General features: G+C 50.2%; 15 protein-coding genes and 2 riboswitches. Of the genes, 4 read left to right on the forward strand and 11 right to left on the reverse strand.

All coding sequences use genetic code 11. The features are described from left to right. Positions 1 to 40: 40 nt before the first annotated feature. The 11 genes from JXR92_RS12180 to JXR92_RS12230 all read right to left on the reverse strand — a co-directional run bounded on the left by JXR92_RS12180 (position 41) and on the right by JXR92_RS12230 (position 15,887). On the reverse strand, positions 41 to 940 hold the full coding sequence (locus JXR92_RS12180; protein ID WP_005836667.1) for a helix-turn-helix domain-containing protein: 900 nt from the start codon (positions 938 to 940) through the stop codon (positions 41 to 43). Positions 941 to 1,149: 209 nt separating this feature from the next. Next, positions 1,150 to 1,974 (reverse strand): sirohydrochlorin cobaltochelatase, encoded by an 825-nt coding sequence (locus JXR92_RS12185; protein WP_057087706.1) that lies wholly within the window; start codon positions 1,972 to 1,974, stop codon positions 1,150 to 1,152. A gap of 34 nt (positions 1,975 to 2,008) precedes the next feature. Beyond that, a complete protein-coding gene (locus tag JXR92_RS12190; RefSeq protein ID WP_171030464.1) occupies positions 2,009 to 4,078 on the reverse strand; it encodes a TonB-dependent receptor plug domain-containing protein in 2,070 nt (689 codons plus the stop codon). Positions 4,079 to 4,193: 115 nt separating this feature from the next. Then, the gene (locus JXR92_RS12195; RefSeq protein WP_005836672.1) at positions 4,194 to 4,526 is read right to left on the reverse strand and encodes a DUF2149 domain-containing protein; all 333 of its coding nucleotides are present in this window, start codon (positions 4,524 to 4,526) and stop codon (positions 4,194 to 4,196) included. A gap of 21 nt (positions 4,527 to 4,547) precedes the next feature. Beyond that, complete coding sequence (locus tag JXR92_RS12200) at positions 4,548 to 5,153, reverse strand: MotA/TolQ/ExbB proton channel family protein (RefSeq protein ID WP_206897464.1); 606 nt, start codon at positions 5,151 to 5,153, stop codon at positions 4,548 to 4,550. A gap of 33 nt (positions 5,154 to 5,186) precedes the next feature. Continuing rightward, complete coding sequence (locus JXR92_RS12205) at positions 5,187 to 5,744, reverse strand: hypothetical protein (RefSeq protein ID WP_117599535.1); 558 nt, start codon at positions 5,742 to 5,744, stop codon at positions 5,187 to 5,189. 12 nt (positions 5,745 to 5,756) lie between these two features. Next, entirely contained in the window at positions 5,757 to 9,671 is a 3,915-nt protein-coding gene (locus JXR92_RS12210) for a cobaltochelatase subunit CobN (protein ID WP_206897465.1), read from the reverse strand. Between the two features lie 15 nt (positions 9,672 to 9,686). Next, complete coding sequence (locus JXR92_RS12215; protein WP_119961911.1) at positions 9,687 to 11,201, reverse strand: PepSY domain-containing protein; 1,515 nt, start codon at positions 11,199 to 11,201, stop codon at positions 9,687 to 9,689. Positions 11,202 to 11,270: 69 nt separating this feature from the next. Further along, positions 11,271 to 12,218: a sirohydrochlorin cobaltochelatase gene (locus tag JXR92_RS12220; RefSeq protein WP_119961912.1), complete on the reverse strand. Its 948-nt coding sequence runs from the start codon at positions 12,216 to 12,218 to the stop codon at positions 11,271 to 11,273. 3 nt (positions 12,219 to 12,221) lie between these two features. Further along, positions 12,222 to 13,511, reverse strand: coding sequence for a hypothetical protein (locus JXR92_RS12225; RefSeq protein ID WP_138346189.1), 1,290 nt, complete (start codon positions 13,509 to 13,511; stop codon positions 12,222 to 12,224). Between the two features lie 15 nt (positions 13,512 to 13,526). Continuing rightward, positions 13,527 to 15,887 carry a TonB-dependent receptor gene (locus JXR92_RS12230; RefSeq protein ID WP_138346191.1) on the reverse strand — a complete coding sequence of 787 codons (2,361 nt, stop codon included), beginning with the start codon at positions 15,885 to 15,887 and terminating at the stop codon, positions 13,527 to 13,529. A gap of 122 nt (positions 15,888 to 16,009) precedes the next feature. Continuing rightward, positions 16,010 to 16,217: riboswitch (cobalamin riboswitch) on the reverse strand. Between the two features lie 42 nt (positions 16,218 to 16,259). Beyond that, a riboswitch (cobalamin riboswitch) is annotated at positions 16,260 to 16,464 on the forward strand. A gap of 135 nt (positions 16,465 to 16,599) precedes the next feature. Here JXR92_RS12230 and accC point away from each other — a divergent pair. The 4 genes from accC (at position 16,600) to JXR92_RS12250 (ending at position 22,065) form a co-directional block, all read left to right on the forward strand. Continuing rightward, positions 16,600 to 18,111: an acetyl-CoA carboxylase biotin carboxylase subunit gene (gene accC, locus JXR92_RS12235; protein WP_098032417.1), complete on the forward strand. Its 1,512-nt coding sequence runs from the start codon at positions 16,600 to 16,602 to the stop codon at positions 18,109 to 18,111. A gap of 31 nt (positions 18,112 to 18,142) precedes the next feature. Next, positions 18,143 to 18,658 carry an acyl-CoA carboxylase biotin carboxyl carrier protein subunit gene (locus tag JXR92_RS12240; RefSeq protein WP_005836686.1) on the forward strand — a complete coding sequence of 172 codons (516 nt, stop codon included), beginning with the start codon at positions 18,143 to 18,145 and terminating at the stop codon, positions 18,656 to 18,658. Between the two features lie 54 nt (positions 18,659 to 18,712). Then, the gene (locus JXR92_RS12245) at positions 18,713 to 20,245 is read left to right on the forward strand and encodes an acyl-CoA carboxylase subunit beta (RefSeq protein WP_022401007.1); all 1,533 of its coding nucleotides are present in this window, start codon (positions 18,713 to 18,715) and stop codon (positions 20,243 to 20,245) included. 134 nt (positions 20,246 to 20,379) lie between these two features. Then, on the forward strand, positions 20,380 to 22,065 hold the full coding sequence (locus tag JXR92_RS12250) for a putative transporter (RefSeq protein ID WP_009038541.1): 1,686 nt from the start codon (positions 20,380 to 20,382) through the stop codon (positions 22,063 to 22,065). Positions 22,066 to 22,121 lie beyond the last annotated feature (56 nt).

Raw genomic sequence — 22,121 nt, forward strand, 5'->3', positions numbered from 1 at the left:
TCTGCGCTAATCGGCGTAATCTGTGGTGAAACTTTATTGTCTAAACCTGCAAGTGCCGGTATTCGCTCGGAGTATAGCCTACGTTCTTCTTGAACACGCGGTTGAAGTGCTGCGAATACTGGTATCCCAGTTCATAGGCAATCTGGCTGACTGTCTTCCCGCTTCCTATAATCATTTCTTTGGCCAGGTCGATGATTTTGTTCTGGATATATTCCTGCGCTGTCTTTCCGGTTTCCTTCTTCACCAAATCTCCGAAATAGTTGGAGGAGAGGAACACTTTGTCTGCGAAGTATTTCACGGAAGGCAGTCCTTCGGTCTGCGGTTTGTCGCTTTGGAAATAGTCGTCTATCAGTGCTTCGAATTTCATCAGGATGTCCTTGTTGGCTGCCGAGCGGGTGATGAACTGGCGTTCGTAGAAACGCATGCAGTAGTCCAGCAGCAGCTCGATGTTGCGCGCAATCAGACCCTTGCTGTGCTTATCGATGGGGCGTTGGATTTCCATCTTAATCTTCTTCAGACAGTCGAGGAAGATTTCTTTCTCGTCTTCGGACAAATGCAGTGCCTCGGTAGAGGAATAGGAAAAGAAGGAATACTGCTTTATTCCTTGTCCCAGCGAGGTGCCTTTTATCAGGTCGGGGTGGAACAGCAGGCCGGAGGCGCTGGGCTGCATACCTTCCAGCATGTTGACCTCGGTCACCTGGCCCGGGGCGAAGCTGGTTACCGTGCCTTCCTGGTAATCGTAATACTGTTTTCCATAGCGTATGTCTCCGCATTTGGTGTTTTTGAGGAAAAGGGCGTATACGCCATAGTTCAAGGTGAAATGCCTGGGATATCCGGTGGCTTCGGACAAATCGACTACGCTGACCAGCGGATGCAGGGTTTCGAGACCGAACATCTTGTTGTATTGGTCTACAGCATTGAGCTTGATTACTTCTTCCATAAACGTTCCTGTTAGTTTTGTACAAATGTAGAGAATAATCCGGAAAGTTCCATATTGCAGGAGGAGGAATCCGTAATATGGTTACAAATGTCCGTAATCTGTGTACATTGAAAAGAGCTACACCCTTTGTCCGGAATGGTGTAGCCATCCGGAGCAAAGGGTGTAGCCTTGGTATGTAAAAGGTGTAGCCCTTTTACGCTTGCTGGTTATCAATCTTTTAGCATAGCTTTGATGTGTTCCATATAGAGCTGGCGGATGGCTTTGTTTTCGCCCAGTCCCTGCATGCGTACATTCACTTGATAGCCTTGCTTTTCAAGTTCCGTCTTCCACACGCCGGCAATGTCTTCCTTGGTATGGTTGCCGCATACCAACAGCAACGGAACCAATGTCACGCTCTTGGGGCGTGTCTCTTTCAGTTGCAGCAGGGTTGCGTCCAGGGTAGGATATCCTTCAATGGTGCTGACGTGGAAGTTCTTCAGTCCATGGGCTTTCATCATGAAGTCGAGCATGGCGTAAGTAGCCGTGCTGGGTAGCTGGTTGCCGTGCCCCACATAGACAATGTCTTCTTTCTTTTCCGGCTGTTCGGCGGTCAGTATACCGATTACCTTCTCGCAGTCTTCGACGGAGTAGAGCAGGGGATTTCCCACTTTTATCTCCTTGAAGAAGGGACGGAGCTTGTCTGCATCCCTGCGGACGGAGGTCATCTCACTGCCTTCTATCAAGGTGGTGCTCTGGACGTAGATGGTCCGGTAGCCTTCGGCGCGAAGTTTCAGCAGTGCATCCGTAGGGCTGTCTTTGTACACACCCTCCTTGGCAAGTCTTTTTCGTACAATCGGCGAGATGTATGCTTCGCGCACTGTAAACTGCGGAAAGGCTTCTTGTGCCTCACGGGTCACGACGTCGAGCGTCAAGGCACGTGTCTGAGGGTCCGAACTGCCATAATGGGTGATGAGCAGAGCCGCCTTCTCCTCTTGTTGTGCGGAGGAGAAGAGGCTGATGCCGAGTAAATAGAGAGTGATGAAAAAATGTTTCATAATTGTTGTTGTTTCTAAATGCGTTATGGAGAGATTATTTTAGTCTGAGTGCCAGGCTGATTACTACCGAACGTCCCGGAGAATACAAGGCGAAGTTCTTGTTCAGCGGGCGGTTGTCTTTCTTGTTGAAGATATTGTCTATACCGATGCCCGGTTCGATGACAAAGTTGCGGAAGCCGTCGAAGGTATGGCGGGTATTGAGGTTCCAGATGCCGTAGCCCGGAGCATTGCCGTCCGCGTCGCCCGGATAGTAGACTTTGCTTTGCAGACGACCGTTCAGGTTGAGGTTCAAGGTATAGTCGCTCCAGTTGTGTGTATAGTTTCCGGTGATGGTGGCTGTATGGCGTATGCTGCGCTCGATGTTTTGCCATTCGCCTCCTTCGTTCAGACCGCGTCCATAGGCGTAGGTATAGTTTCCGGTCAGGGTGAAGCCCGGGAACAGATTGCCGTTCAAGTTCACTTCAAAGCCTTTGACGGTAGCTTTCTCGAAGTTGAAGTAGTTCTTGACACTTAGTTTTTTTGTGGATGAAAGGTCACCGATTTCGGGGAACTCTTCACGCAACTGGTTCTGCTCTGCTTCCGGTAGGTCATCGAATTTAGTGGATTTGGAAGTTACCATGTTCTTTACATAGTTCAGGTAACCGGTGACAGAAGCACTGAAACGGTTGGTACGGTATTCCATGTTGATGGAGTAATAGTTGCTGCGTTCGGGGTCGAGGTTCTCGTCACCCAATGAGATGGTGGCTCGTGTACCCATTGTTTTCTTGAACATGTGGTAGTAGAGCTCGTCAATTCCCGGAGCACGGAATCCGGCAGCATAGGTGGCACGTATATTGAAGTTGCCTATGTTGTACATGGCTGCCACTTTGGGGGTGAAGCGTCCGCCCGTCTGTTCGTGATGGTCGTAGCGTACACCCACAACACCGGTCAGATGGTTCCATAGCTTCACTTCATGCTGGCCGTAGGCTGATGTCGTATAGACACTTTTGTCCAAATCGGAGTCGGGACGGCGGAGTACTTCACGGCGATAGTCTACACCGAACACCGTAGTGCTGTTGGTTGTAAAACCGAAGATACCTTTCAACTCGGCATCATGGAATTTCTGAAGCTTGGTAAGCGCATACTGTCCGGGCAGGTATCCGCTGTTTTCTATCAGGTATTTATAGCGTGATGCGTAATTGTTTCCTGAATAGTCAAATTGGATAACGTTGCGTTTACTCAGTTTGTATTTGACGCCTGCCCCCCAGTTGTAACCTTCGTAGGCAGTGTTGTACTTGCTTCCGCCGGTGATATCCTCGCGTTCTACCGGACGTTCGAGTCCGCGGTTGTAGTATCCGCCGTTGGCATAGAAGGAAAGCTGTTCCGTAGCATCATAGGTAAACTTCTGCGAAAAGTTATTCGAGCTGTAGCCCAGGGAGAGCGGGGCAATCGTTTCGATGATGTCTTCTCCGTCTTCTGTCAGATGGCTGTTTTGCCAACCGTCGGAGTGGTCGTATTTATAGGAAGTGTAGGACCCTATTTTTCCTTGGGCGATGTCCAGATTCAAGCCTTGGGAGAATTGATTCTTTCTCGTATAGCTGCTATTGCTGCTGAAGGCTACCACATCTTTAGGCTCGTTGGTAATGATATTGATTACACCGCCGATGGCATCCGAACCATAAAGGGAAGAAGCGGCTCCGTTCAGCACCTCGATGCGCTTGACGCGGGTCATGTCTATTTGGTTGAGGTCGATGTTACCGGTAATGTCTCCCGTGACCTTGCGTCCGTTTACCAATATCAGCACGTGCTTGTTGGAGAGTCCGTTCATCATCAGATAGGACCCCATCGCGTTCGGACGGAAGGAGAGCGAGGGTACCATCATGGTCAAGGCCTGCTGGAAGTCGGTGATACCGGCACGCTTTATCTCGTTGGCAGTGATAACCGATACCGGAGACGGAGTGTTCTTCAGTCGCTGATGTGTACCCGTACCCGTTACTACAACCGGGTTCAACTCGTGAGTTTTCTTGGTCATATCGTCGCTGTCACCTTTTTCTGCTTGTGCATAGGCACCGGTGGCGATGATTCCTCCCATAAGGAGAACTGTGAGAAGTCTTTTCTTTATCATATATTGTTTTATTTTATATAACGCTGCAAAGGTACATACCATTATCGGAGGGTGAAATACTTAATAGTTGTTATACTGCGATGGCCAAATAGCTATTAATAGGTACTGTATTCCCTTATTCCGGCACATAGATAATCTCTCCATTTTCAAGCTGATAGGCAACTCCCACTTTCTTTCCTCTTTTACCGGAGGTCTTTGGGTCTTCGCTGGGAGTGTATTTCTTGATTTCCTGCCCTTCTTTGGTAATGATTTCCATATTTTCCTTTCCGGGATTCTTCACCATGGTGAAGTCTTCTTTAGAAAACATCTCCGTCATATTGAAGCGGGAGACGAGAGCCACCATCAAGGCTACGGCAAAGACCATTGCTACGTCAAAAAGATTGGCTACCGTACCCATGGGGTCGGAGTCCGAATCGCTGTGCAGTAATCTGTTTCTCTTACTCTTCATTGTTTTCGTATCGTTAGTCCGTTATTCCTTTTCGGCCGTTTGGCGGCTTATCACTTTGTACAGATATTCCAAGTCGTTCATTTCGCGGGCATACCAGCGTTGTTTCACTTGCAGGGTGATGATGCCGACAGCAGCAATGACCAGTCCTACCACTGTAGTGGCAAAAGCCACCTGCATATTGTAGGCCATGGAGGAGATGTCTCCTTGTGCCAAACCTACCAGTGCGGGACCCATCGGGATGAGGGTATCCATCAGTCCCAACATAGGACCCAGCTTGATGAAAGTACGCGAACGTCCCAACTCCTTCTCGGCTTCCACTTCATAATTGGCAAGCAGGTGTTCGCAGTAGGCGTCGTCGTCCCGGTGTGCGGACAGTTTGGACAAGCTGCGGAGGAGAGGGGAGTTACCTGCCGACGGGAGTTGCTGCACCAGTCCGTCTATATTCTCTGGGGTGATGTTCTCCAGTGTTTCAGCGAATTGCTTCTGTAATTTCATCCGTTGATAGAACTCCCCGAAGAAACCTCCCGCAAGGAGAATGGCACGTAGAAAGAATAGCAGCAGCAGGACTATGACGGGAACCAGCAGCCCGTTCGAAATCCAGAACAGTGTGTTTGAGATTGTTTCCATATATCTTTTTAGTTTTTAATTCTTTAATTCGTTTCAATAGCCCGTGGCAATGATGCTCAATATAACAATGAAAATATTGACAATGAACAATACTTCCAAGCGCAGCGGCTTGTCACCGATAGCATATCGCAGCAAACGGCTACCGGCACCGACTGCAAGGAAAGTAACACCGGCTGCTATCCATGAGAGACTGCCGAAATCAAGACCGGGAAAAGAGAAAAGCAGTAGCGCCAGGACGTAGCAGATTACTCCGCCTATCAGTATGCCGGGGTATAGCTTCAGCAAGAGGGTGACCGCTTGTTTGAAGGCCGTGTTGCGGGTACGCATTTCTGCGAAACAGTCGAAACAGAAAGCTATCATTACGGCAGCTTCCAGGGTGACACATACCGACAAGTTCAACATCTGCGGGCGGGAAGCAAAAAAAGATGCCACCACGGTCTTGGACTGTTCCGTCATCCACGGAGTCACCAGCCACGCAAAAAAGGCACAGCCTGCGGCAACCGTCCACATTCCCCAGCGGGGATAGAACCCCACCTTCAATAGAAAATTGAGGGCAATGAATAGGGCTAACAGATGAATGACATATTCCATAATACTCTGTTTCTATTTATTCTTTTTCCTTCTCTTCAACAGTACGACCAGTCCGATGAAGGTGATGACGACAAGACTGCCTGCAATCACTCCGTTCACTCTGTTCTTACGTACCGTTTGTTCGGAAGCCAGTTTGTGTTCTTTCAGTACGACATTCTTGTCATTGGTTACGGATGCTTCGTGTACCTCCTGCATGTTTCGGGTATAGGTCTGCTTCTCACTATTGTTCAACCGGTCGGCAACGAACGATTGGAGCCTGGTATTGTCACAAACGAACTCTGTGCAGGCGGCACCCTTCTCGCGTGTGATTTGTGCATGCAAGGAGGCGGTGGTTTTCAGTTGCTCATCAGATGCTTTCCAGTAACCTTTGCGGGCACTTTCCAGCATGACGGCTGTCATGGCCTGGAATGCGGCGGGATTGACACGGAGGAAGTACTCGTGAATGCCCAGCTTATTCTCATCCTTTATATATATTCTATATAAGTCATTGAACAGTTCCTTGTCTATGGCCGACGGACGCATAACGTGCCAGCCGAAGATGTTGCGGAAGATTTCGCCGAACATCTGCGCCGAACCTTCCCCGCCTTTCATCCGCTCTTGTATAAAGGTAGGGTTCAAGACGGTGGAACGTGTCTCTACGGCAATGGCCTCTTTGGCATCCTGCATGCGGCGGTTGGTCCGGTTGCGGTAGTCTGCCATATAGGCATCCGGTTCCTTGCCGGTCACGGTTTTGACGGTGAGCGAGAGTCCGCCCGTAAATTCATATACATGGTCCAGAGAGATGGGGCCCCATGTGTTACTTTGACGGGGCTGGATGACAACATCCGTTTCGGACAGTGCCGAGGCAAACAAACCTTCCTGGACGTCTCCCCAATTTTCGTCGTCCCCATAAGAGGCACCCATATTGTTGAGATATCTTTCCGCTATTTCCTTTTCGCTTTCCCACGAACCGCTGTGCTCGGTATAGGCCATCATACCGGTACTGTATCCGCTGTTGACCGGTCCGAATACACGCATCACAGACATTTCACGGGCACGTTTGGGGGAAGTTCCCTTTTCTACCAGTAATTTTTCCTGCAACAATGTACCTGATGCCACGTAGTTGGAATAGGTCTCATTCCCGGCTTCCGATGCCAGACGTATGGCATCGGTCAGTAGTTTCAGGCGGGAACCGGCGATGTCGCGCAGTTGCCCGGAGACTTGCACCAGCACATTGATGCGCGGACGTCCCAGTTCTTCGCTGGGCACCAGTTTCAAGTCGACCACTCTGCCTTGGTCATCGCGTACGGGTTCTACTCCCAACATCCAGAATACTTGAGCGAGTGTGGCTCCTTCCGTATTGATGAATTCGCCTGCCCAGAAGGTATAGCTTACTTTCCGGGGATATTTGCCGTGCTTGCCGATGTACTGTTTTAAAGTCGCTTCTGCCAATCGCTTCCCATCTTCCCAAGCCCTTGGGTTGGGAGTATTCTCGGCGTTGATGCTGTACATGTTGCGTCCGGTGGGCAGAACGTTCGGGTTCAGTACGGGGTCACCTCCTGGAGCGGGAAATACGGTCTCCCCGCTGAGTGCACGCACCATGGCATTTTGCTCGTTGGCGGTGGAGGCCAGCAACTGTTCGCGATAGAGCAGGGCGGGGCGAAGCTCCGGTGCTACAGATGCAGTATCTTTGGGTGGATTCTGGAGTAAGGCAGTCAGTCTTTTCCTGGCAGCAGGCAAGTAGTGGTGGGCTATATAGGTAAAGTCTTGCAACTGCTTTGTGGTGATTTTACCTTTATCGCGGTCCTTGCGGGCCGTTTCGTATGCCAGCGGGTCGGCAGCGACGGCGAGAGTGGTAGTCAGCAGGTCGCGGTCAGAATAAGGCTCGTTCATGGTGTAGTACGCACCCAGTATCTTTTCGTTGGCTATCTCTTCGGTGAAGGCATCCAGACGTTCCAACTCCTCGGCTGTATAGGGTTCGCCGGATATGGAATCCAGATTGAGGTCGCGGTGCAGCCCCAGGCGCATGGCCTCTTTTTTGATGTTCATTCCCAGAGCCCGGTGTTTGGCAGTCCCTTCGTCCAGCACTTTGTGAATATCTTCCAGCAAGGCCGAATAGCGTTGGCGCATACCGCTCTCCACGTAGGGCGGAGTGAGATGGGTGACCAGTACGGCATGTGTTCGGCGTTTGGCAATGATACCCTCGCCTACGTTTCCGGTGGTATAGAAGTAGAAGTGGGGGAGGTTACCAATCAGTACATCCGACCAGTCGGCCTGCGACTGTGCCACATTCTTTCCGGGAGTATATTCCAGGTTGCCGTGGGTGCCGAAGTGAATCACCGCATCTGCTTTGAAACCTTTTTGCATATACAGATAAGGAGCCAGATAACTGTGGGGCGGCGCCACCGGCATACCGTGCACCAGTTTGAACTCATCATCTCCCAATGCCGGGCGGGGCTGGGGGAAGAGCAGGATATTGCCGAATTGCAGGCAGGCAATGGCGATACTATCTTCTGTTGCCAGCAGATTGCCGGGCGCATCTCCATATCTGTCCGTCACTTCCTGATATTTCTCGGGAAGGAGTACTTCGTGTGCCCATTGTTCGTATTGCTCGGTAGACAACCATACCGGGTGTGCTGTTTTCAAAAACTGTTCTTGCGCTCCTTTGGCATACGAACCCATGACGGCACCGTCACGATGTATCCGCTTGCCGAACTCCTCTACAGTGGCAGGCAGTCCGCCGACGTCGTACCCTTCCGAGTGCAGGCGTTTCAAGAAGTTGTAGAGTGAAGGAATCACTTCCATTCCGCTTGCCAGCAGAGCGTCTTTTCCCGGAGTCTTGAAGTAGCAGATGGCAACACGTTTTTCTTTGTTGGACATGTTTCTCAGGGACATATATTTGGTAATATGGTCCACTACAGCATCTATCCGTTCATTCTCGGCGGTGTACAGATAATATCCCTGCTTGTTTTTGTTTTGGGTGGCGATGCAGAGGGGCAGCATGCCTCCGTCTATCTCCGGCACCACTATACGGGCAGTCAGCGTACCGCCGCTGACGGGGGTATTGGGGTTCAGCCATTCCTCGTGGGGCTGAATCAGCGGGAAAGGCATGAATAAAGGAATGTTTTCCTGGTGCAGCCAGTTGATGAGTGAGTCATTGCCCAGCCGTCCCATAGGTAGGTAGACTACTGCATCGGGATGGAGGGTACGTATCATATCGGCACGCGGTTGGCCTCCGGCAGTGAAAGGGTAGACATTGAAGCCTGCTTGTGTCAGGCGTGTGATGAGGGAATCTACGTGGGCACGGTTTCCTTCCATCGGAAAGTTGCGTCCGGAAATCAGGGCAAGGTTGCGTCCGTCCTCATGGTAGAGATTTTTTTCTTTCAGATAGGCAGTTACCTCTTGCGGAGTACTGAAGTAGCAGCCGTATTCGCGGTGGTAGAACATGTTCTCTAGCAATGGGATGGGAGGCTCGTAATCTTGGTGTCCCCACCGGTGGGGAGTGGCAATGTGGCGCAGGTAGAGTAAGGCATTCCGGTAGTTGTGTTTGTTGCCGTTCTTGAGGTACTCCCGCAACGTGTGCTGTTGCTCGTTGGTGATGTTATAGTTGATGGAGAAAGCGGAGTTTCGTAACGTATTGGTAAAGACCGGTACTCCGCCGGCACCCACCCGTTCCACTTCGGCAACTTGGCTGTCATCGAGATACAAGCCCCTGCTGTACATCACGATGGCGTCATAGCCGGAAAGGTCCTTCACATCTTCTTTTTTGATGCAGTTGACTTCTATCCGGGCACAGTCATTGTTCAGGGCAATGTCGGCAGCTTGTGCCAGGGTTGCGTTGATAATAAGTATACGTGTAGGAGCCAGCCAGTATTGATAGGCCGCAAAGCTGCAGACAATCAATAGGGCTATGCTGCCGAGGAATATTCCAAGTCTTTTCTTATTCATACAAGTTTATTCTCGTTAATAGAGTTTTTGTCTTTTGCAACATTTTCTTCTTATATAATTCACACTTAACGCCACACCCGTGATGCAAACGGCTGTACCTCCAAGCAGCAATACCCAAAGCACAGTCTTGCGTAGGGTGGCATTGGAGTTCAGACCGGGCAGACGCATGCGATGCAGGGCTGTATAGCTCCAGTATTTCCAGCGGGAGGAAGTGTCTGTATGGCGGATGATTCCCGTTTCCGGGTGAATGTAATAGACGCTCCGGTCCGGGTCGTCCACCGTAATCTTCCACACGGGAAGCTGGGGGCGTCCGCGATACATATTGCTCATGTCGCGATAGTAGGTCTCGAAATGTTCGAGCCGGGAGATGCGTATGCCGGGGATATGTTGTGAAGAATCACGCCGGGAGGCATAAATGCTTTCCACGCCTTTCAGAATTTCTTCTTCGGAGAGTTGCAACGGACGCGGCAGGCTGTCGGTGGCATCGATGTAATATTCGTTTTTGCTGTCTTTTACGATGTAGTAGGGATGTTCGCGGAAGTTGCGCCACTCTATCTGCAAAGCTTGGGGATAGGCGGCTATGATACGGCGGTAGTCCAGGGGGTAATCCTCCGGTTGTGGGGCACGGGCATGGAGCGTGCGTGTGGCGCTGCCTTTCTTCAGTGCCGGTTTATGAATCCATTCGGGAATGTCTGCCAAAGACATCATGCCGCTGAAGGTGAAGGTCAGTACGAAGATGCCGAAAAATATTCCGCTGACGTAGTGCCAGTGATACCACCTTTTTCGGTAGGGAGAGAATTTGGAGTGACGGTTGCGGTGTGTCTTGCGCCATACATCCACAGTTACCCAGATGCCGGCAATAACCATGAGGCAGCCCAGAGCTGTGAGCCAGATGACGGTTTTAGTCCAAAGGGCGGTGTCCTGCCGCAGCCAGGTGAAGTACACCCAGTGGGGGATGGCTCCCAGCCATGCCCAGAAGCGTTCGCTTTTGTTGGAGAACTGCAAGACTTCGCCGTTTTGCGAGCCGAGATAGAGTTGTGTCCCGGCATCGTCGGCAAAGTATATTTTATAGACGGGCATTTCCTTTTTCAGTTCAGCGAAGGGAATCCATTGGTCCAGAGAGTGGAGGGTGTCGATGCGGGTAATGGGAGAAGAACACCACAAAGCTGCTGTCCGGTGCAGGTGCTCGCTGTCCAAAGAGGGTCGTGAGATGGTGGAATCGGCAAGGAAATGAAACGTGCCTTTTGTGGTACTAAAGCTGAACTCGGGGTGTCCGGCATTGAGGTTCAGTATCGTAGACCTGACCTTTACGCCACGGGGCAGGCGGGCTGTGACGGAGGAGATGTCCGGAAGTGAGTCTCCGGCTTGGGAGAGCATTTCCAGCTTTTGCATTTTCTCCTTGGCGCTGACACGGGGAAAGCGGTGGTACATCATCACGAAGGCGGAGAGGAACCACATGAGAAATAGGATACAGAGCAAAGTGCCCAGTATCCTATGAATAGAGTACATCAGTTTGGTGATAACATTCATTGTCGTTCGCGTTTTTCCTGCAAAAGTACAAGATGATTCAAGAACACTAAATACCCACTAATGGGTATATTATTCAGTGTCTTTTCCGGCAGCATAGGCCGCCTTCTTCGTCATGATGTCCAGCATGCGGTGCTTCAGTCCGAAACGGATATGGTCAATGAATATTTCTTGAATTTCCGGAATTTGTCCCAGTCCTTCCAGTTGTGCACTGACGGTGAAGCCTTCTTTCTCGAGCATCTCCTTCCACTCTCCGGCAATGTCGTTTTTGGCATGGTCTCCGGCAACAAACATGAAGGGGATGAGGGTCACACGTTTGGCTTTCCCGGCTTTCAGTTGTGCCAGCATGGTGTCAAAGGTAGGATAACCTTCGATGGTGCCCACATGGAAATTGGCCAGTCCGCCTGCTTTCAGCATATAGTCCATCTGACTGTAGATAGCGGTACTAGGGGTATAGGTACCGTGCCCCACAAGGACGAAGTGTTCTTTGGAAACTTTCTTGCCTTGTGCCGGGGCGTTGTAGCGGTTGCCCAGAATATCTGCCACCTTCTCTGCATCTTCTATAGAGTAGAGCAGGGGAGTACCTACACGTATTTCCTTGAAGAAGGGCAGTGCACTTTCCACATCCCTGCGGAGTGATTCCATTTCTACTCCGTCAATGATGTTGGTGCTCTGCACGATGAGGTGTGTGTAACCTTCGCTGCGCAGTTTCAGCATGGCATCCAGTGGAGTCAGCTTCGTGGTGCCGCGCTCTTTCAAGCGGCGGATAATGATGCGCGACGTATAGGCTTCTTGGAACTTCAACTCCGGGAAGGCAGCTTGTGCCTTGGCGTTGATGGCATCAATGGTGAGGGCACGGGTATCGTCATGCGTAGTGCCGAAGTGCACCATGAGCAGGGCGGCCTTGTCACCGGGTTTCATACTTGCAAGCATATCGCTGTGCTCGTAATTGCCTCCCCCGTGCGCATGGCAAAGGAGGGAGGTGCTTAGTAAAAGTAATAAAGAAAGAATCTTGTTCATAGATTATTTATCGTTTTCAATCACTCTAAGCATATCGAAATAATAACCTTCGGCAATTTCTGCGCCTTTTTCTACTTTACCGGTTGCTATGTCATAGATGTAGATACAAGGATTGGCTTTTTCTGTATTTACGCCGATGTATGCCTTACCGTCTATAATAACGGAGCGTTGTGCAAATCGTCCGCCACTGTAAGGTATTTCTTGTCCGTTATAACTCAAGCGTTCTTGTGTTCCGGTATTGATGTTGATGATAGAATAATAGTGGCTGTAACTGTCGATGGCAGTACCGGCTGCATCATTACGTGCATACACGAGGGCTTTACCGTTACCCAGGTTTTGGATGGTGAGCAGTTTACCGTCGGCGTTGGGATATCCCTCATAGCTTGCATCGAAGTCTGTTTCACCTTTCTTGATGCGGAGCAGATGGCCTTGTTCTATGTCATTGGCATCAGTGAATGCAGCCAAGTAGAGGTTACCGTCTGCATCATACATCACGCAACTTTGCATCAGTTCTCCGTAAGCGCTTCCCGCCATTTCTCCGGCAAGGGTATTGACCTTGTTACTTTCCACTTTCATGTCCGAGGGATTGATAACTGCTGTCAGGAAGTTTGAGGTTGCCTTTCCACCTCTGCCTGATTTGTCTTTACCGAAGTAGAAGTAATATAATTTACCGGCCTTTTCGTTGTAGGTCAGAATGCCGGAAGCTGTGAATACTTTTGCTCCTTCTGGCAAAGGAAGGTCCAGTGTTCCTTCGGCAAGGATACGCATGTCGTCAGCATTCAGCTTGGTCCAGATAACTTTGTCCGCATTACCATTGGCTGCCATGATAATCAGGGTATGGTCATCCAGCCAGGCATGTGTGTAGCCGCGTACTTTGAAGGTATTCTGTACAAATGTTTGTTCTTGGACTATTTTGATGGAATTACCGGTTACCTGCAATTTAGTAAATCGGTCGTTTGAGTTTGGCACTTGATAATAGTATTTCCCTTTGACAATGGCTTCCATGGAATAAGTGTTGTTTTCACTTCTGAACTCAACGCCGTCATTCTTTATGTCAATGACTCCCATATCTGCCGTAAGGCTGTTTACACTTTTTACAATGGTACCGTCACCCTGGTTCATACCACCGTGTTTGCCGATAGTCATAAAAATATCAAAGTGATAATCGGAAAGTTCCGGTTGCGGGTCTGGATCCGGGGTGGGGTCTGGATCGTTGTTGTCGGAACATGCACTGAATGATAAGGTCATGGCTACGGCCATAAGGATACCGGATAAAAGATTTAGTCGTTTCATTTTAAATAAAATTAGTTAGTTGATGAATAATCTGAATTTGGCGAAGAATGCTCGTCCGGGCTTTTGCAGTTTATAGTTATCATAGGCCAATTTGTCGAGTAGGTTCGAGCATTCCAGCGAAATATTGTATCGTCCTCGTTTCCATGAATAGGTGATGTCGGCATTGCAAATGTGTTGTGCCGGGATGCGTGCCTTGCTTTCGCGAGAGCCATAGGCCTCCCATGTCAGGAAAAACCAGTGCACCCACTGATAACTGCAACTCAGCCGTAATTTGCTTTCGGGCAGAACCACATTGTGGAAAAGATAGCTTGCTTCTGCACTTCCGAAGAGCCAGGGGCGGTTGGGTACCCGGTTGTTGTAAGTTGCCGAAGGCTTCCCGTCAGTCTTGTATCTGTTCTGGTCGCGTGCCTCTTGAAAACTGACATTGGTGGCAAGCTGTAACTTGCTTTGCCAGTCGTAACGTACTTCTCCTTCTATGCCCTTGATATGTACAGCCGGAACATTCTTATATTGCATCATACCTTCTTTGGTTTCTACGGTGGCTTGGATATAGTCGTCCACATAGCGCAGGAAACCGTTTGCTTCATAATAAAGTGTATGGCCGGGGGCAGGATGCCATGTGCCGAAGATACCCAGATTGATGTTGTCGCTGCTTTCGGGTTTCAAGGCTACATTGGCATATATGGTGGTACCGTTTCCCAATAATTCGCGGGCAAGGGGCAGCCGGACGCTGTGCTCATAGGAAATTTTAATGGATAAAGGTTCTATGGCTGTGTAGCGTGAACCGATACCGTAGCCCCAATACTTTTTGGTTATTGTCCCTTTTACATCCTTCGACCCGGTGATGCTGGATAAATCCGTTTGCCGGATATTCAGGTGGTTGATGTAGTTCTTTACAAAAAAGGTATTGCTCATTTTTTCTTCGAGAAGGGACTGATTGTAGGAGAAGCCTGTCACATGTTTTGCCAGAATATCATTGGAGGCTTCAAAATCAGTATCCGCTTCATCATAGCGGTCATTGCCGATGCGGCTTAATAGATAGTTTAGGTTGAGGGAGTGATGGTTGTTCAACCGATAGTCCAGATTGGCGCGGCCAATGGTCAGGGGACGTTTGTAATGGCGCATCGAACGGCCCCGTCCTGTGATTTCGTTACGTGAGCTTACGATATAATCTCCGTTCCAGTCATACTTACGGTAGGCTGTATCTGTGGTCAATGAATGGTCCCAAGTGTGCGAGAGTGCGGCATTCAGCTGCATGTTCTTCCAAATGAAATTATGCTTTTGATAGCGGGCTGAAATGTTCCATGCATCGGAGCCTCTTTCTGCCATTCCATATACCTTACTCTGTACAGAGCCTGTCTGCAACTCCTTGTCTACTTTGGAGTAAGAGGCGGAAACAAAAAAAGCATCTGCCCAGGACTTATTGGCAAAGCCGATTTCCATTTGTCCGAACAGTGAAAAATAGTCATCATGGAAGCGTCTACGGTCAGTCAGAATGTATTTGCGGCTGTCTTCATCCCAGACTTCGACATCTCTCATCATATAATCGTTTTTGGAGTAATTGACCCCAAAGGTAGGTTTAATGATCAGTCCGGTTCGAGGCTCTACAAACTGGGCATTCAAGTCTGCCTTGTGGGTATGGAAGGAACCGATACCGTAGGAGACATCCAGATAGTTCTTCTTCTCTTGCTTCGTAATGATATTGATGGCGCCTCCCAATGCATCTGTACCCAGACTGGCAGGTACTACTCCTTTATAAATTTCAATCCGGTCGATGATATTGACCGGCAGATTTGCCAATGAAACGCCGCTGCCTTTTGTGTCCAATGGTATTCCGTCCAGAAAATAACGTATGGAATTACCGGACATTCCGTTGATGGAGAGGTCGAAGTCCGAGCCAACTCCGCCTTCCTCTCTCACCTTAATGCCCGTTGTACGGTTCACCAGGTCGTTGAGGTTATTCAGAGAGTTTACTATCGGCTTGATGTCGAGTGCATTGACAGCAAAGGCCCCTTCCTTCACTTTCTGCGTTTGGGTCTTTCCGTAAACCTCGACAGAGCTTAGCGTTACGGTACTTTCCTGCAATGTAAAGTTCTGTTTTTTATCCTGCCGGATGTCGAGGGATTGTTTCACGGTTTGGTAGCCCAGGAAGGAGACGATGAAGGTATGTTTACCCGGAGCGACTTGCAGTGAATACTTCCCCCGGTCGTCCGTATAGGTGCCGGAGGTGGTGTTTTCCACAGCGATGGTGGCTTGGGCTATCGGTGTCCCGTGCTGGTCTATGACTTTTCCGGATAAGGTGACCTTATTTTGTGCCATACTACCTGCAGGAAGCAGGCAGATAAATGTAAATAGCAGTCCTGTGATGAATCTCATTTCAGTTCCTTATAAGCGTTCGTAACTTGCCCTCAAGGAAAAATGAACAAAGAGAAAGATTCCTTTATATGGATAAAGAATGCCTCGACTCAATGTTTTGTTGCTTTATTCCCCGAAAGCACTAAAACTATGTTGTCTTGGCAGGTCTTCTGACTTATCCCTCTTTGAATGCCTTCCCATCCGCCGGGCGGACAGTGGCTTGTAGAATATTCAAAGATTTTGGAAGGACTTACAGCAGCGGGTCTGTTCAGGATTTGCACCTAATTCCCTTTTTCATCACTCATCTCCAACAGAACCGGGAGAGGTGAAACCAAAACTGGGACAAAGATAACAAAAACTATTAGGTTTGCGAATACTCCTGATAATTTTTCTTATCTTTGCCCGCGAATTGGTTCCGGATGCATGTTTCCATCATCTGGATTAAAAGGGAATCGGGTGTAAATCCCGGACAGTCCCGCTGCTGTGAAGCTCCGTTTATATCATGAAAAACACCCTTGCCACTGATATGCATTGAAATATCGGGAAGGCTTCAGGATTAGGAGTCAGTCAGAAGACCTGCCATTCATTAAAGGCTGCCTTTGCTCGTGGGTTAGGAAGACAGTACGAAGATATTAGTTGAACATTTAAACAAGAAATGGAATGCCTTTGTTAAAGGTATGTCCGCATTGTGGTGTGACTATATATATCCTTTATATATTAAAGAAAAAGTAAAATGATTAAGAAAGTATTGATTGCCAACAGAGGTGAGATTGCCTTGCGCGTCATGCGTTCGTGCCGGGAGATGGGACTGCTTACGGTTGCCGTCTTTTCCGATGCCGACCGTACTTCTCATCATGTGGCATATGCCGATGAGGCTTATCCGATAGGACCGGCCGTGGCAAAAGAGAGTTATCTGAATATTGAAAAAGTGATTGCCACGGCAAAGCGATGCGGTGCCGATGCCATCCATCCGGGTTACGGCTTTTTGTCGGAGAACTCGGAGTTTGCACGCCGTTGCAAGGAGGAAGGGATTATCTTTATCGGTCCCGCCGCCGAGACGATGGAGGCGATGGGCGACAAGATAGCTGCCCGCAAGCGAATGATTGCGGCAGGCGTACCCGTGGTTCCCGGAACGGAACAACCTTTGCAGAGTGCCGAAGAAGCCGTGCGTATCTGCAACGAGATAGGCTACCCCGTGATGCTGAAGGCGTCTATGGGTGGCGGTGGTAAAGGTATGCGCCTTATCCATAACGAGAGCGAAGTGGTGGAAGCCTACAACACGGCACGCTCCGAGTCCATGTCCTCCTTTGGAGACGACACGGTCTATCTGGAGAAGTTCGTGGAAGAACCGCATCACATCGAGTTCCAGATATTGGGCGACAACCACGGCAACGTTATCCACCTTTTCGACCGCGAATGCTCCGTGCAACGCCGCAACCAGAAGGTGGTAGAAGAAAGCCCGTCACCCTTCCTTACGCCGGAATTGCGCCGGGAAATGGGAGAGAAGGCGGTTGCTGCAGCAAAGGCAGTGAACTACTCCGGTGCAGGTACCATCGAGTTTCTGGTAGACAAGAACCGCCGTTTCTATTTCCTCGAAATGAATACGCGCCTGCAAGTGGAGCACCCCATCACGGAAGAGGTGGTAGGCGTAGACCTGGTGAAAGAGCAAATCCGTATTGCCAACGACGAGGTGTTGCACCTCAAGCAGGAGGACCTGTTCCAGCGCGGTCATGCCATAGAGTGCCGCATCTGTGCCGAAGATACGGAAAACAACTTCATGCCGTCTCCCGGTGTCATCAAGCAACTGACGGAACCGAACGGAATCGGTGTGCGCATAGACAGCTATGTGTACGACGGCTATGAGATTCCCATCTACTACGACCCCATGATAGGTAAGCTCATCGTATGGGCAACCACCCGCCAGTATGCCATCGAGCGTATGCGCCGTGTGCTCTATGAGTACAAGATTACGGGCGTAAAGACCAACCTTGCCTATCTGAAGCGCATCATGCACGTGCCCGACTTTGTGAAGGGAGAGTACAACACCCTCTTTATCGAGAAGAACGCCCGCATGCTGGTACGCACCAATACCACCAACGAAGAGTTGGAGAACATTGCCATGATAGCCGCCTATATGGACTATCTGGTTAATCTGGAGGAGAACGTTTCGGCACAGCTGTCCGATGGCCGCCCCATCAGCCGTTGGAGGGAATTCGGCTTGCAGAAGGGAGTGCTTAGGATTTAAGGAATGGAAAATTGATAATGGAAATTTAATAATGGAAATACATATAGGAGACCGTATAGCAGACATTACCCTGGTGGGTAAGGAAGGGAATAAGGTTCAGCTTACCATTGACGGAAAGCCCTACGAAGTGGACATTGTGATGGCAGAGAACGGAAGTTGCTCCATCCTGCACAACGGAAACTCGTTCAATGCAGGCCTTGTGCGCGGCGAGGGAGGAAAGAGCTATGACATCAGCATGCTCCAGCGTTCCTTCCACGTAGACATTGTAGACACGCAAGCCAAGTATCTGCACATGAAGAAAGGAGCCGACGAGAAGCAGGGCGACAAGATTCTGGCGCCGATGCCGGGCAAGGTAGTGAGCATCCCCGTCAAGGTGGGCGACCGACTGGCTGCCGGAGACATTGCCGTGGTGCTGGAAGCCATGAAGATGCAGAGTAACTATAAGGTAAATGCCGACTGCATCGTCCGCAACATCCTCGTGAGCGAGGGCGAACCGGTGAATGCCAACCAGGTATTGATTGAATTGGAGTTGATAAAGGAGGAATAATCCCGAGTCGCATTCAGTCCGTATATTATAAATCACTAAATTGTAAATGCAAATATGAACAGAGAAGAAATATATCGCCAGTTTGAGGAACTGGATAAACGTGCCTCGCTGGGTGGGGGCGTAGACAAGATAGAGAAACAACACGCCTCCGGCCGCATGACTGCCCGCGAACGTATTGACATGCTGCTGGACAAAGGCTCGTTCAATGAGCTGGACAAGTTCGTGAACCACCGTTGCACCAACTTCGGCATGGAGAAGAAACAGATTGCCGGAGACGGCATGGTGTCCGGTTACGGAAAGATAGACGGCCGCCTTGTATTTGTCTATGCCTACGACTTCACGGCGCACGGCGGTTCGCTCAGCGAGACGAATGCCGCAAAGATTGTGAAGGTGCAGCAGCTTGCCCTGAAGAACGGCGCTCCCGTCATTGCCCTCAACGATTCGGGCGGCGCGCGCATTCAGGAAGGTGTGAACAGCTTGGCAGGCTATGCCTCCATCTTCTATCAGAACACCATTGCGTCGGGTGTCATCCCGCAGATATCTGCCATTCTGGGGCCGTGTGCCGGTGGGGCATGCTACTCTCCGGCGCTTACCGACTTTATCTTCATGGTAAAGGAGCAGAGCCACATGTTCATCACCGGTCCGGACGTGGTAAAGACCGTGACCCACGAGGAGGTGGACAAGGAGGAACTGGGCGGTGCCTATACGCATAGCAGCAAGAGCGGCGTTACCCACTTCATGTGCAATACGGAGGAGGAGACACTGATGAGCATCCGCGAGCTGCTGAGTTTCCTGCCGTCCAACAATATGGAGGATGCTCCCTTCACTCCCTGCTCCGACGATATCCATCGCCGGGTAGAGACGCTTCAGACCGTCATCCCCGAAGACCCGAACATGCCCTATGACATCAAGGATATTATAGAACCGGTGCTGGACAACCAGTATTTCTTCGAAGTGATGCCTCACTTTGCCAAGAACGTCGTTATCGGTTTCGGTCGTCTGAACGGGCGTTCGGTAGGTATCGTGGCAAACCAACCTGCCTATTTGGCGGGTGTGCTCGATATTGATGCCAGCGACAAGGCGGCACGTTTTATTCGTTTCTGCGACTGCTTCAACATCCCGCTGATAACCTTCGAAGATGTTCCCGGCTTTTTGCCCGGAACGATGCAGGAGCACAACGGCATCATCCGCCACGGCGCCAAGATTGTCTATGCCTATGCTGAGGCTACCGTGCCCAAGATAACGCTGATTACCCGCAAGGCATACGGCGGCGCCTACATCGTGATGTCCAGCAAGCCGACGGGTGCCGACGTGAACCTGGCTTATCCGCAGGCGGAAATCGCCGTGATGGGTGCCGAGGGTGCAGTGAACATCCTCTACCGCAAGTCCTCTGCCGAAGAGAAGCAGGAGATTATCAAGGAGTATGAAGACAAGTTCTCCAACCCTTACCGCGCCGCCGAGCGTGGCCTCATAGATGAGGTCATCATGCCGCGCGATACCCGCTACAAGCTGGTGCAGGCATTGGAGATGGCGCACAACAAGAATCAGAGCAATCCACCGAAAAAGCACGGCAACATGCCTTTATAATAGTAGTTGTTTTTTATGTGTGAAATGCGTATCCCCGGAGAAGTGATTTCTGTGGGGATATACTTTTTAAATAGAGAATTAAGAATTAAACAGTAAGGTTGAAAAGTAAAAAGTAAAAACTAAAGATAGAAACTATGGAACTATTAAGAAACCTCTTTGAGGGTTATCCCAATCTTTGGGGCGGAGGAGTGGCACACTCTGTCCTGATTCTGTCCCTGGTCATCACCTTCGGTATCATGCTGGGCAAGTTGAAGGTGGCAGGCATCTCGCTGGGTGTCACCTGGATTTTGTTTGTGGGCATTGTCTTCGGACATTTCGACATGAACCTCGACGAACATCTGCTGCACTTCCTGAAGGAGTTCGGCTTGATACTGTTTGTCTATTCCATCGGTCTGCAAGTGGGACCGGGATTCTTCTCCGCTTTCAAGAAGGGCGGACTTACGCTGAACATGGTAGCAATGCTTTCCGTCTTCCTCAGCGTGGTTATCACCATTGTGTTGCACTTTGCCACCGGAATCCCCATTACTACGATGGTGGGTATCTTGTCCGGAGCCGTGACCAATACCCCCGGTCTGGGTGCTGCCCAGCAGGCAAACAGTGACCTCAACGGGGTGGATGCTCCGGAAATCGCACTCGGATATGCCGTTGCCTATCCGCTGGGTGTGGTGGGCTGCATCCTGGCGCTGCTAGCCTTGAAGATTTTCATGCGGATTAATACCCAAAAAGAAGAGGAGGATGCCGAGCACGGGCTGGGTCATCTGCAGGAGCTGACCGTGCGTCCCATATCGGTAGAGATACGCAATGAGGCAATAGACGGCAAGCGGATCAGAGATGTGAAACCATTGTTGAACCGTGCGTTTGTCATCTCCCGCATCCGGCACACCGGCAGTCAGGAAACAGAACTGGCGAATGCCGATACGGTGCTGCACATGCAGGATGAAATTCTGTTCATTGCCAACCCGAAAGATGTGGAGGCCATTGTTGCCTTCTTCGGAAGAAAAATTTCGGTGGAGTGGGAACGGGAGGACAAGAACTTGATTTCACGCCGCATCCTCATCACCAAGCCGGAACTGAACGGCAAGTCTCTGTCTCAGCTCAAGATACGTAACAACTTCGGTGCCTGCATCACCCGTATCAACCGTTCGGGCGTGGATCTGGTGGCAACTCCCCACTTGCAGTTGCAGATGGGAGACCGTGTGACGATTGTAGGCAGTGAGCTTGCCGTGAGCCATGCGGAGAAGGTATTGGGAAACTCGCTGAAGCGTCTCAACCATCCAAACTTGATTCCTATCTTCCTGGGTATTGCCCTGGGATGTATCTTGGGCAGTCTGCCGTTCATGTTCCCCGGCATTCCCCAACCCGTGAAACTGGGACTGGCCGGTGGACCGTTGGTGGTTTCCATCCTCATCAGCCGTTTCGGGCCTCAATATAAGCTGATAACCTACACGACGATGAGTGCCAATCTGATGATACGCGAAATCGGTATCGCCTTGTTCCTGGCCTGCGTGGGGTTGGGTGCAGGAAAGGGATTCATCGATACCATTATCTACGAAGGCGGCTACGTGTGGATTGGATACGGTGCCATCATCACGGTCGTTCCGTTGCTGGTGACAGGATTCATGGGGCGCTATTTCTGGAAGCTGAACTACTATACGCTGATAGGTGTGCTGTCCGGAGCTAACACCAATCCGCCTGCATTGGCCTATTCCTCGGACTTGACATCCTGCGATGCCCCTGCGGTGGGATACGCCACAGTCTATCCGCTGGCTATGTTCCTGCGGGTGCTGACGGCTCAGTTGCTGATACTGGCGTTGGCGTAGTTTCACCATAGATAATCTATGGTACATAGGTTGATTTGATAACAAGTAATGTAAAG

It is taken from the genome of Bacteroides parvus (genome assembly GCF_017309675.2).
In the GTDB taxonomy this organism is placed as follows: Bacteria; Bacteroidota; Bacteroidia; order Bacteroidales; family Bacteroidaceae; genus Bacteroides; species Bacteroides uniformis.

What these genes read in the sequence shown, in the direction of transcription:
- JXR92_RS12250 (WP_009038541.1), top strand. Translation starts at nt 20,380, where the DNA reads ATGGAACTATTAAGAAACCTCTTTGAGGGTTATCCCAATCTTTGGGGC.
- JXR92_RS12185 (WP_057087706.1), bottom strand. Translation starts at nt 1,974, where the DNA reads ATGAAACATTTTTTCATCACTCTCTATTTACTCGGCATCAGCCTCTTC.
- JXR92_RS12195 (WP_005836672.1), bottom strand. Translation starts at nt 4,526, where the DNA reads ATGAAGAGTAAGAGAAACAGATTACTGCACAGCGATTCGGACTCCGAC.
- JXR92_RS12210 (WP_206897465.1), bottom strand. Translation starts at nt 9,671, where the DNA reads ATGAATAAGAAAAGACTTGGAATATTCCTCGGCAGCATAGCCCTATTG.
- JXR92_RS12180 (WP_005836667.1), bottom strand. Translation starts at nt 940, where the DNA reads ATGGAAGAAGTAATCAAGCTCAATGCTGTAGACCAATACAACAAGATG.
- JXR92_RS12200 (WP_206897464.1), bottom strand. Translation starts at nt 5,153, where the DNA reads ATGGAAACAATCTCAAACACACTGTTCTGGATTTCGAACGGGCTGCTG.
- JXR92_RS12230 (WP_138346191.1), bottom strand. Translation starts at nt 15,887, where the DNA reads ATGAGATTCATCACAGGACTGCTATTTACATTTATCTGCCTGCTTCCT.
- JXR92_RS12205 (WP_117599535.1), bottom strand. Translation starts at nt 5,744, where the DNA reads ATGGAATATGTCATTCATCTGTTAGCCCTATTCATTGCCCTCAATTTT.
- JXR92_RS12215 (WP_119961911.1), bottom strand. Translation starts at nt 11,201, where the DNA reads ATGAATGTTATCACCAAACTGATGTACTCTATTCATAGGATACTGGGC.
- accC (WP_098032417.1), top strand. Translation starts at nt 16,600, where the DNA reads ATGATTAAGAAAGTATTGATTGCCAACAGAGGTGAGATTGCCTTGCGC.
- JXR92_RS12225 (WP_138346189.1), bottom strand. Translation starts at nt 13,511, where the DNA reads ATGAAACGACTAAATCTTTTATCCGGTATCCTTATGGCCGTAGCCATG.
- JXR92_RS12190 (WP_171030464.1), bottom strand. Translation starts at nt 4,078, where the DNA reads ATGATAAAGAAAAGACTTCTCACAGTTCTCCTTATGGGAGGAATCATC.
- JXR92_RS12240 (WP_005836686.1), top strand. Translation starts at nt 18,143, where the DNA reads ATGGAAATACATATAGGAGACCGTATAGCAGACATTACCCTGGTGGGT.
- JXR92_RS12220 (WP_119961912.1), bottom strand. Translation starts at nt 12,218, where the DNA reads ATGAACAAGATTCTTTCTTTATTACTTTTACTAAGCACCTCCCTCCTT.
- JXR92_RS12245 (WP_022401007.1), top strand. Translation starts at nt 18,713, where the DNA reads ATGAACAGAGAAGAAATATATCGCCAGTTTGAGGAACTGGATAAACGT.